12 protein-coding genes are annotated in these 11676 nt (G+C 45.0%); 10 read left to right on the forward strand and 2 right to left on the reverse strand.

Translation table 11 applies throughout. From position 1 onward, the window contains the following. Nucleotides 1-14: 14 nt before the first annotated feature. Complete coding sequence (locus NST45_RS03675; protein ID WP_036677540.1) at nt 15-1031, forward strand: LacI family DNA-binding transcriptional regulator; 1017 nt, start codon at nt 15-17, stop codon at nt 1029-1031. A 555-nt stretch (nt 1032-1586) separates the two neighbouring features. On the opposite strand, the gene NST45_RS03680 is transcribed toward NST45_RS03675, so the two are convergent. After that, entirely contained in the window at nt 1587-2537 is a 951-nt protein-coding gene (locus tag NST45_RS03680) for a sugar kinase (RefSeq protein ID WP_036677538.1), read from the reverse strand. Between the two features lie 345 nt (nt 2538-2882). On the opposite strand from NST45_RS03680, the gene NST45_RS03685 reads away from it, so the two are divergent. The 6 genes from NST45_RS03685 to NST45_RS03710 all read left to right on the forward strand — a co-directional run bounded on the left by NST45_RS03685 (nt 2883) and on the right by NST45_RS03710 (nt 7868). Next, the gene (locus NST45_RS03685; protein ID WP_036677536.1) at nt 2883-3524 is read left to right on the forward strand and encodes a bifunctional 2-keto-4-hydroxyglutarate aldolase/2-keto-3-deoxy-6-phosphogluconate aldolase; all 642 of its coding nucleotides are present in this window, start codon (nt 2883-2885) and stop codon (nt 3522-3524) included. A gap of 238 nt (nt 3525-3762) precedes the next feature. Then, nucleotides 3763-3999, forward strand: coding sequence for a hypothetical protein (locus tag NST45_RS03690; protein WP_036677533.1), 237 nt, complete (start codon nt 3763-3765; stop codon nt 3997-3999). Between the two features lie 240 nt (nt 4000-4239). Next, the gene (locus NST45_RS03695) at nt 4240-4788 is read left to right on the forward strand and encodes a sigma-70 family RNA polymerase sigma factor (protein ID WP_036677530.1); all 549 of its coding nucleotides are present in this window, start codon (nt 4240-4242) and stop codon (nt 4786-4788) included. Then, complete coding sequence (locus NST45_RS03700; protein ID WP_076099001.1) at nt 4785-6047, forward strand: zf-HC2 domain-containing protein; 1263 nt, start codon at nt 4785-4787, stop codon at nt 6045-6047. The genes NST45_RS03695 and NST45_RS03700 overlap by 4 nt, the downstream gene beginning before the upstream one ends. A gap of 276 nt (nt 6048-6323) precedes the next feature. Beyond that, nucleotides 6324-7343 carry a DNA polymerase III subunit delta gene (gene holA / locus NST45_RS03705; protein WP_036677525.1) on the forward strand — a complete coding sequence of 340 codons (1020 nt, stop codon included), beginning with the start codon at nt 6324-6326 and terminating at the stop codon, nt 7341-7343. A gap of 36 nt (nt 7344-7379) precedes the next feature. Beyond that, nucleotides 7380-7868 (forward strand): hypothetical protein, encoded by a 489-nt coding sequence (locus NST45_RS03710; RefSeq protein WP_038572946.1) that lies wholly within the window; start codon nt 7380-7382, stop codon nt 7866-7868. A 158-nt stretch (nt 7869-8026) separates the two neighbouring features. On the opposite strand, the gene rpsT is transcribed toward NST45_RS03710, so the two are convergent. Then, complete coding sequence (gene rpsT, locus NST45_RS03715) at nt 8027-8299, reverse strand: 30S ribosomal protein S20 (protein WP_036677521.1); 273 nt, start codon at nt 8297-8299, stop codon at nt 8027-8029. Between the two features lie 304 nt (nt 8300-8603). On the opposite strand from rpsT, the gene gpr reads away from it, so the two are divergent. From gpr to NST45_RS03730, 3 genes are all read left to right on the forward strand, one after another. Next, nucleotides 8604-9605: a GPR endopeptidase gene (gene gpr / locus NST45_RS03720; protein WP_036677518.1), complete on the forward strand. Its 1002-nt coding sequence runs from the start codon at nt 8604-8606 to the stop codon at nt 9603-9605. Between the two features lie 156 nt (nt 9606-9761). After that, nucleotides 9762-11102, forward strand: coding sequence for a stage II sporulation protein P (locus NST45_RS03725; protein WP_036677516.1), 1341 nt, complete (start codon nt 9762-9764; stop codon nt 11100-11102). Nucleotides 11103-11137: 35 nt separating this feature from the next. Next, on the forward strand, nt 11138-11623 hold the full coding sequence (locus tag NST45_RS03730) for a hypothetical protein (RefSeq protein WP_036677514.1): 486 nt from the start codon (nt 11138-11140) through the stop codon (nt 11621-11623). Nucleotides 11624-11676 lie beyond the last annotated feature (53 nt).

Consider the following 11676-nt stretch of genomic DNA (forward strand, 5'->3'; position numbering starts at 1 on the left):
GTGGAGCCGAAGCGATGAAGAAGTTAACGATTGATGATGTGGCTCAAAAAGCGGGAGTTTCGAAAAGTACGGTCTCCCAATTTTTGAACAAACGTTTTAAATATATGAGTGAAGCGACGAAAAACCGGATTGAGGCAGTAATTGAGGAGCTTAATTATCAGCCGAATGGTCTGGCGCGCAGTCTGAAGCAGAATCGGACGCATATGGTCGGGATCATCGTAGCCAATATTGACTATACGCTGTCAATCCAATGTATCCGGGCGATTGAGAATGAGCTGCAGCATCACGGAATCCAAGTGATCATATGCAACGCGGATGAGAATGCGGAGAAAGAAAGCAAGTATGTAGAAACCTTAATCGCACGTCAGGTGGACGGGCTGATTATTTTTCCTACAGGGAATAACCCGTCTGCCTATAGCAGGCTGATAGAGGCTGATTTTCCGCTAGTCTTTATGGATCGTCTGGTAGATGGAATCACCACGCAGAGTCTATTGCTGGACAATGAAATGGCGGCAAAGATAGGCGTAGGGCAGCTAATACAGCAAGGTCATGAGCGGATTGCTCTGGTGTCCCTCCCAATTGGGGAGCATGCGATTACCCCTCGGAAAGAGCGGATTAGTGGCTACAAAAAAGCGATGGAAGAAGCGGGCATAACGCTGCGTGAGGAGTATATTTGCAGTGTATCCAAAGAGGAATTAGCTTCGGGGCTGGAACACTTATTAGCACTGCCGGAGCCGCCGACAGCGTTGCTGGCTACGAACGACATCACACTAGCGGAAATTCTGAAATATGCGAATCGAAATGCCATCTCTATTCCAGAACAGTTGTCGGTCATCGGGATAGATGATGCGGAATTCGCGCAAATATATAATCCGGTCATTACGACAATCCGACAGCCTGCTTACGAGATGGGGATGCAGGCTGCCAAGATTATACTCTCTTGTATCGAGGATAAGGGAGCTTCTGTTCCAATTACATATCGTTTTCCGCCGACCTTGCAGCAAGGGCAGTCGGTGAAGTCTTACAAATAAGTTTGAACTATAAAAAGGGGAGTGCCCAGCAGCTATTTCTTAGCTTGTTGAGCACTCCCCCTTTTATTGGACCTAACTTTATCTAAACACTAAACTTGGGTTTGATTGAGTAATATTTTCGCGCAGGAAGTCGCTATCGGACTCAGCTGATCTTATAAGCAGTATAATCCCATATTTGGAGTACAATCGGACCCCATCGCAGCTATCGGCATGGAAAACATGCTAAATGCCCTTTTTCATAAGGAATAGCGTCACTGGAGTCCGAAACTACGCCGCAAAGGTAAAAAAATCGCAAATAGCGTCTTCTGGGTCCGAAAGCCCCAGGGGTACGTGATTACACTGCTGAAGCATAGCAATAGCAATAGCAATAGCAATAGCAATAGCAATAGCAATAGCAATAGCAATAGCAATAGCAATAGCAATAGCATAGCAATAGCAATAGCAATAGCAATAGCAATAGCAATAGCAATAGCATAGCCATAGCAGCCAATCAGCGACCCAAAAAGCAGAGCAGCGCTCCTCCAATAACGGAGAATCGCTGCTCTTTTGCGATTATTAGACTTCTTGTTGCATAAACTTCGCAAGTTCCTCACGGGTGGGAAGTCCGTCCATATCGCCTGGCGACATGACGGCTAACGCACCGATCGCATTGCCGCGTTTGACGGCCTCAGCAATCGGAAGCTTTTCCAGCATCGCACTGATTACGCCAACCGCAAATCCATCACCTGCACCCACCGTATCAACAACCTGCTCCACCTTGAATCCGTCCACGTAACCTTCCCCAGCAGAGGATTTATAGTAAGCGCCTTCAGGGCCAAGCTTGATGACGACTAAGCTTACGCCACGCTCCAGGTAATAGTCAGCAATCTCTTCGGGTGTGCTCAGTCCGGTAAGGATTTTACCTTCACCGAGCCCCGGCAGGAACCAGTCGCAGCGTGTAGCCAGATCATTAATGGTACTCACCATTGTTTCTGTATCCGGCCATAAGCTAGGACGCAGATTAGGATCCAGAGAGATCGTCTTTCCTTTACTCTTCATAAATTCCATAGCGTGAATAGAAAATTCAAGACAGTTCTTGGACAAAGCGGCGGAGATACTTGTAACATGCAGATGTCCTGCGGAATTGAAGTAGGCCTCGTCAAAATCCTCCAGACTAAGCGTGGAGGCTGCGGAGTTTTTGCGGAAGTATTCGACCTTTGGATCGCCGGTAACCACTTTCGATTTGATAAGCATACCTGTTGAATACTCTTTAGTAAAAGTAATATTGTCCGTATTAATGTTCTCATTCTTCATCGCCTGAGCAATGAATGTGCCAAAGTTATCTTCGCCAAGCTTCGTAACATAACCTGTAGGATGATTCAAACGCGACAAGCCTGTAGCCACGTTGCTTTCTGCACCTGCTAATGCTTTGGAGAACGAAAATACTTCATGCAGAGGACCGGCCTCATTCGCATAAAACATCGCCATCGGCTCCCCGAAAGTGACGGCATCCAGCTGTTTACTCATTTTTAGTTCCTCCTAGGGTAATGATTTTATCCCAGTATAATGATTTGTAATTTGAAATTATCACATAAATCGGTTTTGTACAATAAAATAATGATTGTTAACCAAAAAACTTTTTTCGTAAAAAGAAAATAATGTTTCCATAAACCCTTGTTTTATAAAGGTTTTTCTTAGATTTTATTACTTATTTCCCTCTGATGTAATAAAAATGTATTGACTGTTAATCGTATTGTTATTACTATTTCCTTATAGAACAAAACGCAATAATTAGTAAATTTAATAAAATAGTTTATCTAAAAAAGTATTTCCTGTTTATCTATGATCGTCCAAGAGAAAGGGAGTCTACTGATGAAGAAAATGAAAGTATTACAGAATGTGGCATCCGTCGGGGTTGTAGCGGTTATTCGAGCAGAAAGTGCTGAGGAAGCTTTTAAGATGTCCGTTGCTTGTATAGAAGGCGGTCTAAATAATATTGAGGTAACTTTTACTACACCAGACGCGGACGTGGCGATTAAGAGATTGGTTGCAGAGTACGGGAGTCGTGCGGTGATTGGCGCCGGAACTGTCTTGGACCCATTAACAGCTAGAATAGCCATTCTTGCAGGTTCAGAGTTTGTCGTTAGTCCCTCTTTTGAAGTGGAGACAGCTAAGATGTGTAATCTTTACGGCATTCCCTATATGCCTGGTTGCATGACATTAAATGAAATGAAGGAAGCGTTGAAGTACGGCGTGGATGTGCTTAAACTGTTCCCTGGCAGTGCTTTCGGTCCGGATTATGTAAAAGCGGTTAAAGGTCCTATGCCACATGTGAATATTATGCCGACCGGTGGCGTGGATTTGAACAATATGGAGAAGTGGATTGCAAACGGCTGCATGGCTGTGGGCATTGGGGGGAATTTGACTGCACCGGCGAAGAATGGCCGATACGATCAGATTACCGATCTTGCTGCCCAATATGTGGCGAAGTTTAAAGAGATAAAAGGGATTTAATGTATAGTTCGAACGGAGATTGAAATCCAGATTCGCGTTTTTATTTATAGGCTGTGTGGCTGACAGATGTTGGCCATGCAGCCTTTTTATGTTGATTTTCTTTGAGCTGTCCATATTCCTTTTATTCTATGCTTTTTAGAAAGTATAGAATCGGGATAAAGATAATAAACTATATAATAGAAGAGTAGTGATACATGGACTGAACGTCAGGATCTATTATCCAGCCGGGAGTGAGTATATGCCTGCTTATAATGACAAAGCGCTGTATCAAGCAGCGGATGAAGATGATGCTGAGTACGTAGAAATTGAGTCGGCATTCCATGGTTGTAAGGTGACGGAAGGGCAGATCTACAGATTAGAGCGCAATTACAATAACCCTCAATTATTTGAGAATGGAGAAGCCTATGTGGTGGATGATGAGACTAGGGAAAACTACGCGGTCTTCATGCTCTGCAAAATTGCGCTCTATAAATAGAGTTTCTTGCCCGATTCCGGAGGGTAATATTTAAGACAGACGGCTTCATTTCCGACAAGGGGATAGGCCGTTTCTTTTGATGTCATTTTTGTTACTAAGATAGTGAAAAAGAGTATTTGAATGATTGTTGTTTCCCCTGTATGCTTAGTAGGAATTATTGGCTAAAAATATTAATTACACGGTTGCAACAAATTCGCAGTCTTGCGCGTCAGTAAGATTGCATAGAGAGGGGGAACCTTCGTGGTGGAGCAGGGACTCATCAGAGCCGCTCAAGCGGGCGATCGCGACGCTCTAATCACCCTATTGCGAGAAATTGAAGGACATGTATATAAAACGGCCTTCTACATTTTGCATAATGAACAAGATGCGTTAGATGCATCTCAGGAAGCCTTGATCCGGGTTTATACAAAAATCGGCTCATATGAGGAGAAGGCCCAGTTCAAAACGTGGGTTCAGCGAATCGTCACTAACATTTGCATTGATAAATTCAGAAGAACTAAACCTACAGTTTCTATTGATGAACATGAAATGGTGTTTCAGGATAAACACAATGTGGAACGTGAGGTTCTATCCTCTTATTTAGCTGAGGATATACGTGAAGCAATTGATCAATTGCCCGAGCATCATCGGACAGTCATCGTCCTGCGCTATTTACAGGATTTTTCTTACAACGAGATTGCAGATTGTCTGGATTTGCCCTTGAATACAGTGAAATCATACTTATTTCGGGCTAGACAGCAACTGCAGAATAGACTTCAGGAGTACCAGAAAGGTGGTGTATCGGGATGAAATGCGCGGAGGTGATGGAATGGATGCACCGCTATTTAGACAAAGATTTGAGTCAAGATGAGATTATTGAAATGTTCCGTCATATCGATAATTGTCCTTCCTGCGCGGAAGTCTTTGAGCGCCTGACACTTCTCTCCAATGAATTGGAGCAGTTGCCAGACGTGAAACCCCCGTTTAGTCTGGTTGACTCTATTTTACCTCAGCTTGCAGAATTGGATCGAAGCAGTCGTGAACAAAGTGCTGTGAGATCTGAGGAGCCGGTTGTTGTCCCATTTTCACGTGAAAGCTCCCGCGGTAAACCTGCCAAGGGAACCTCTATAGCAACACGGACAGGCATTGGAGCTATTGCAGCTGCCGTTCTATTAGGGATCGCAATATTTAATATGCCCGATAAAATGCCTGGGGCAGAAGTGGAACAAAGGATGCAGGATAGCGCTAAAACAGCCAGCGATGATACTAAGGATACAGCAATGGAATCGCAAGCTTCTATTACTGCTAACTCTGATGGAGCTTCACCTGCCGCTGGTGGAGAGAACGAGGGCGCTGCGCAGTTTAAGATGGATGCACCGGAGATGAACGAAGATAACGCCGCTTTAGATAGAGCGACGGGACCAGTGGACCCTGCCTCGATGCCAAGTGCACCGGCGGATGCAGCTGATGCGGGAGCGGGAGCTGGAGGGCGGTCGATCACTGAACCGCCTCAAAGCGTAGATCCTAAGCCGACAGAGAAGATTGCTCCGCCAAGGCAGGATGTCGCCACGAAATCTCAAAATTCAGATTCTAGCAACGCCAGTAGCAATCAGCTAAAGGTGGATAATAAGGAGCAAACTGCTGATATGAATTCAGACAGCGCAGCCGATTCTGCTCCACCGATGGAGGATTCTTTAAAGTTTCCATATGACTACGGACGGGAAGTTATGAGCTTAAGCAGTTCTGAAGATCCTAATGTGCAGACCTGGACTTCTCCTGATGGTCAGTATGCTATAGAATTTGTTGGGTTGCAGCTTGTAATTTATAAGAAGTCGCCAGGGGGCTCAGCGGAAGAACGGTTAGCCGTAAACTCTTATCCGCTAGAAGGAAATTGGATTTCTGGTGAATGGTCCGCGGACAGCTCGAAGTTTACGTACGTGACAGAAAAAGATGGTGTGAATGTGACCAAGGTGTACACTGTACAGGAAGCAGCTACTGCTTCTTCAAGTCCGGCTGCATCCCCTGGAGCGACCCCAACGAACACTCCAACCTCATCTTCAACAAATTAAAGTGGGGTTGGAACTTTTTTCGAAGTTTCTGAATATACTATATCAACAGGACAGGAACTAGAAAGTATAGGTTTTGCAGAACATCGGTATGACCGCCGGATGTGGAGTTTCTAGAGCTTCGCACTCCGTCGTTTATATAGATGCGCCGCTTAAACGGAGAGGCTTTGGCCATGGCTGCCAGAGTTTCTCCGTTTTTGCATGCATTTTTGTAGTTTTTTTTGCTACAATAGAACTCTGGACAAAATGGGCTAGATGAATGGAAAAGGAAGTGGCGGGATGGATGCCAAAACGGCGATAAAAGAAATCAAACAAGGGAAGATCTCACCGTTGTATGTTTTATATGGCAGTGAGAAATTTCGAATGAATGAATTCACGGCACTGCTGGAAGAACAGCTGATTGCTAAAGAGGATCGTGATTTCGCAGTTATTCCCTTTGATCTCTCTGAGACGCCGGTGCAGGCTGTGGTAGAAGAAGCGGAGACTGTGCCATTTATGGTAGAACGTAAACTATTGCTGGTGCGGGATGCCTCGTTATTTACAGCGGGCAAAGAAAATGCCAAACTGGAGCATCGTATAGATCTTTTAAGTGACTATTTGCAGCATCCTGTAGACTTCAGTGTGATCGTCTTTATGGTGAATAATGATAAGCTGGATGAGCGTAAAAAAATTGTGAAGACTGTCAAATCAGTGGGCACAGTATTAGCATTTAATCCGCTGGGAGCAGAAGAGCTGCTGCGCTGGGTGGAAAAAGGAATTCGTGAGCGTGGTTGTGTAATGGCACCTGGCACTGCAGAAATTCTTATAACGAATGCAGGCACCGGCTTACAAGGTTTATCTGCAGAGATGGACAAGCTTTGTTTATTCGCTGGTAAGGGCGGCACTGTGGATGCGGGGGCCGTAGAGAGTCTGGTACATCGTGGAACAGAACAAAATGTGTTTACGCTTGTTGAGGATATCGCTAATCTGCGTCTTGATAAGGCGCTTGATACATTATATGAGCTGCTGAAGCAGCGTGAGGAACCGATCAAGATCGCAGCGCTGGTTGCGCGGCAGTTCCGCATTATTTTGCAGGTTAAGGATTTATCAGCACATAGTTATTCGCAGGGACAGATTGCGTCACAGATCGGATTGCATCCTTATGCGGTTAAGCTTGCTGGGGAGCAGGCCCATAAGTTCTCCAGTGAACGATTGCGGCAAATCTTAAGTGCATTGGCGGATCTGGATTATAAAATGAAAACAGGGGCTATAGACAAAGTGCTAGGGCTGGAGCTGTTCATGCTGCGTTTAGGTGTCTGAGCTAAGAAGGGAAAGAGTATTGGAGATGATCTGACTATGAAAAGAATATTTCAATATTCGGCACTGCTTTTACTCGTTCTACTAATTAGTTCCTGTGGCAAAACGGATACTAATTCACCGTCAGGATCTGCCTCTGATTCGCCTGCGAATACGAATACCTCTGCAGATGCACCTTCTTATTTTGGGGAATGGAGTGTACAAAGTATAGTAGGTTCTACACCTGTCTCGGCAGCGGAGGATGAAAAGCTTATTGGAATGCGAGTAACTTATTCGATAGAAAAAGCATCTTTTGATAAAGATGAAATTATGAGCCCTGAATATAAGGAAGAGAACATCACTAAGGATGACTATTTTAACGAATACAGAAATGAATTAAGTGACCTTGGGATCGAAACGGAATCGGTTAAGACGGTATCTATAAATAATTGGACGAATCCCGGCAGCAGTTTTATTGTTAAAGACGATCAAACGATGATTTTCTTATGGGATGGTAACTATTATGAAATGAAAAAAGAGAAAAAATAAATGAAAGAAGACCGCCTCTCTAAGGTGGTCTTCTTTCATTTAACACACATCTCTTAAAAGTAACTAACACTACTTATTATTAATTAATAGACACAAAAAAACCTAACCGTATGAAGCATAGCGGTCAGGTTCTTCAATTGCTCATTATGAATGTCGTCTTAGGCTTGAGCCGTAAGAGCGTTCAATTTCTTCGCCAAGCGGGATTTTTTGCGGGCAGCCGCATTTTTATGAACCAGACCTTTACTTACGGCCTTGTCCAGCTTTTTGGAAGCAGCTAGGAAAGCAGCTTGAGCAGTTTCTACTTCCGTACCAGTCAGAGCTACATCAGCAGTTTTCACAGCTGTACGAAGCGCGGATTTTTGGGAAGCATTCAGTGCACGGCGTTTTTCGTTCGTGTTTACGCGTTTAACCGCGGATTTAATATTTGGCATTGCATTCACCTCCTGTAAGACATTCGAAATCATTATCAAATGATTCACAACTTAAAATAGTTTAGCATGACCGGTAGCAAAAAGCAATACTTAAAGCTTTCAAATTAAACCTCCGTATCCTGCATAAACATTGGCTTTCTCTCGCACACTATCGACAAAAGAGCATAGGCAGAAGCTTGCCAAATGAGGATGAACTCATGGAAGTGTATGCTTACAAAACTAAGCAGCTGCTTTCGAAGTGAGTTTTGTTCGAAGTAATTCATGGAAGTGTATGCTTACAAAACTTTTAGGAGGCTGGTACACAATGGAACCGGATCTGCAGCTATATTCTGTGCGCACCGATTTGGCGTTAGAGGCAAAGGAAATGGCTCAAGGCCCACAACGAACGCCAATCCCTGGTGTGAACGAAGAAGTGGAAGAGTCTGATGGGATTAAAGTGACCCGTCTTGGTGTAGCTAATGCTGCCGGATCACAGGCAATAGGACGCGCAATTGGCAACTATGTAACCCTTGAGGTACCCGCTCTGCGTGGCGGAGATACAGGCTTGCAGCAAAAGGTGGCAGAAGTTTTTGCCCGCGAATTTGAGGACTTTTTGATCAGAATTGGGATTGGCAAGGATGCATCTGTGTTGATTGTTGGTCTTGGTAACTGGAATGTTACACCGGATTCACTGGGTCCTTTAGTGGTGGAGAACTCACTCATTACACGGCAGTTCTATGAGTTGGTTCCGGATCAGATCTCCCCTGGTTATCGTAAGGTGAGCGCTATTGCTCCTGGAGTGCTTGGGCTGACTGGAATTGAGTCGAGTGAGGTCGTGCAGGGAATCGTGGATCGCACGAAACCTGAGCTTATTATCGCCATAGATGCGTTGGCATCCCGGTCACTGGAGCGTATCAATACGACGATTCAAATTGCGGACATTGGGATCCATCCCGGTTCGGGGATTGGCAACAAGCGACGTGGATTAACCCAAGAAATTCTGGGTGTTCCTTGTATCGCAATCGGAGTGCCCACTGTCTGCTATGCATCAACTATTGTAAATAATGTGCTGGAGATGATGAAAAATCACTTCGGGCAAGGAGCAAACCATACTAAGGAAATCATGGGGATGCTGGACGATATCTCTGAGCAGGAACGCTTGTCATTAGTGAAGGAAGTGCTTGAACCCTTGGGGCACGATTTGATCGTCACTCCCAAGGAAATCGATGAATTTATTGAAGGGATCGCGAATATCGTGGCCAGTGGTCTGAATGCGGCTTTACATGATGCGGTTGATCCTGAGAATGTTGGCGCTTATACCCACTAACTGAATTATGGTTTGTTAAGCCCGGCGGGATGCTGAATTAAGGTATCCTGTACGGGCTTTATGTCTATTCTCTCATTTTCGGTTCTAGTATTGCTCTTGCACTCATAGATTTGGAGTATAAGAGATTACAGAGGGCTGGAGGAGGAAATAACTACAATGAATAAAAAATGGTTTCAGCTTTGGAACATCGGCCGTTTAAGGGGAAAAATGCTGGATGTTTTATCGCTGGGGAGAACGATGCTGCTGTTGGCCGGAGGTTCACTAGTATTTTTTATGCTGCTTGGAGCTGGTGGATTGGCCGGACAGAAGCTTAGCTCTTCACCCATTCCTTCAATGAAGGGGCTTGCCGCCTCCCTGTCTAGTGGTTTTTTCATGGAGCTGCTGGGGATGGAGGTGCCGCATTTACCGCAGGGTAAAGAGCCATCCGCTTTTTCAGGTGAAAAGGTAACTTCTTTCGTATTTCAGTTGCTGACCAGCGTGAATCCAGGTGACCCTAAGAGTCTAGTCTCTCGTGAAGTGCCGGGGATGGCGGCGGATGATCCATTTCTTTTGCGGAAAGGTTCAGGTGGATCTACAGGAGCACCAGTGGATTATCATCCTGGGACTGATGAGCTGGCTGAGGGTAGTGGAGATGCGGAAACTTCTGTTCCGGACGAAGGGGACAAGCAAGAAGATGTTACAACACAGCAGCCTGAAGCGACGGTTGCACCATCTCCTGATCCATCAGCGGCGGAGGAAGGGACGGATAAGAGTAATCCGCAAAGCGGCACAGACAGCACTAAGGATACCTCGATCAAACGGATTCTAATCTATCATTCACATCCTAGAGAAGCCTACAATCCTCTGTTAGGGGCAGCAAATGAAAATCCCAGCTCCGGAGTTTCAACTAAAAATGTAATGCTGGTAGGATCATATATTACGAAAAGACTGGAACAGCTCGGGATTGGTACGGTTCATGCCAAAGAAGATTTTCCGACCAAAGTCACCGACTATAACTGGAACTTTTCCTATAAATATTCCCGGATCTTGGTTAAATCAGCACTCAGCGCAAATGAGGAAATGGATAGTTTTATCGACATTCACCGTGATTCGCAGCGTCATAGCAAAACAACAGCTGTTATTGACGGGAAAAGCTATGCACAGGTCTATTTTATCATTGGACATGCAAATAAAGACTGGAAGAAGAACGAAGAGTTTGCCAATAAGATTCATCAACAGCTTGAAAAGAATTACCCGGGAATATCTCGTGGGATATGGGGAAAAGCTGCGGGTAAAGGCAACAACGGAGAGTACAATCAGACCCTGTCTCCCAATAGTGTTTTGATTGAAGTGGGCGGAATTGATAACTCGGCTGAGGAATTAAAGCGGACGGCTGATATTTTGGCAGATGCTATCGCTGATGTGTACTGGAGCAGTCATGACGCTCAGAAGGTGAACGCACCTGAAAAAGTGGCGAATCCCACTACAACACCAAAGAAATCAAACGGAGCTTCGTAAAATAAATTACCAAGGATCAAAAAGGAGTGGTGTACATGTCGCGTTTCGGAAAAAAACTGGTTATGGTTGGGATTTGGGCAGGGATTGGCATCCTCTTAGGGATGCAGTTCGGCGGAAGCGGTGGGTCAACAGTCTCTAAGATTCTACCCGGCTGGAATGCCAGCCCGACTACGCAGACCAGTCAAGTAACAGGCATGCAGCCACAGCCACAACTGCAAAAGAATGGTGTGACACAGGGTGGGCAGACTTATGTATATGTGCCAATGGTAATCGATCCTGTCACAGGTGCATATACGGCTGTTTCTCCTTTGCCTCAAAATAGCAATACAACGCCAGCCGCAGATCCTCCTCAGCAAGTTGTGGATGATTATAGTACGAAATCTCCGGAGCAAATTCTAATTCCTGAGGAGCAAAAGCCTACAGTCGATGTTCTGGCAGATAAGACGGCAGGTCTCTTGCAGCAGGCTTCCCAGAAGGGAATCCGCTGGGTAGTTTCATTGTTCGCTTCGGCAGAAAATTAACAGCAAATTTAGAAGAAACGGTTATTTCACGGGATCGTGTATAGCTGTTTCTT

This window comes from Paenibacillus sp. FSL R7-0163 (assembly GCF_037969975.1).
Lineage (GTDB): Bacteria > Bacillota > Bacilli > Paenibacillales > Paenibacillaceae > Paenibacillus_AQ > Paenibacillus_AQ odorifer.

What these genes read in the sequence shown, in the direction of transcription:
- NST45_RS03710 (WP_038572946.1), top strand. Translation starts at nt 7,380, where the DNA reads ATGAAAAGAATATTTCAATATTCGGCACTGCTTTTACTCGTTCTACTA.
- NST45_RS03680 (WP_036677538.1), bottom strand. Translation starts at nt 2,537, where the DNA reads ATGAGTAAACAGCTGGATGCCGTCACTTTCGGGGAGCCGATGGCGATG.
- NST45_RS03725 (WP_036677516.1), top strand. Translation starts at nt 9,762, where the DNA reads ATGAATAAAAAATGGTTTCAGCTTTGGAACATCGGCCGTTTAAGGGGA.
- NST45_RS03690 (WP_036677533.1), top strand. Translation starts at nt 3,763, where the DNA reads ATGCCTGCTTATAATGACAAAGCGCTGTATCAAGCAGCGGATGAAGAT.
- gpr (WP_036677518.1), top strand. Translation starts at nt 8,604, where the DNA reads ATGGAACCGGATCTGCAGCTATATTCTGTGCGCACCGATTTGGCGTTA.
- NST45_RS03675 (WP_036677540.1), top strand. Translation starts at nt 15, where the DNA reads ATGAAGAAGTTAACGATTGATGATGTGGCTCAAAAAGCGGGAGTTTCG.
- holA (WP_036677525.1), top strand. Translation starts at nt 6,324, where the DNA reads ATGGATGCCAAAACGGCGATAAAAGAAATCAAACAAGGGAAGATCTCA.
- rpsT (WP_036677521.1), bottom strand. Translation starts at nt 8,299, where the DNA reads ATGCCAAATATTAAATCCGCGGTTAAACGCGTAAACACGAACGAAAAA.
- NST45_RS03685 (WP_036677536.1), top strand. Translation starts at nt 2,883, where the DNA reads ATGAAGAAAATGAAAGTATTACAGAATGTGGCATCCGTCGGGGTTGTA.
- NST45_RS03730 (WP_036677514.1), top strand. Translation starts at nt 11,138, where the DNA reads ATGTCGCGTTTCGGAAAAAAACTGGTTATGGTTGGGATTTGGGCAGGG.
- NST45_RS03700 (WP_076099001.1), top strand. Translation starts at nt 4,785, where the DNA reads ATGAAATGCGCGGAGGTGATGGAATGGATGCACCGCTATTTAGACAAA.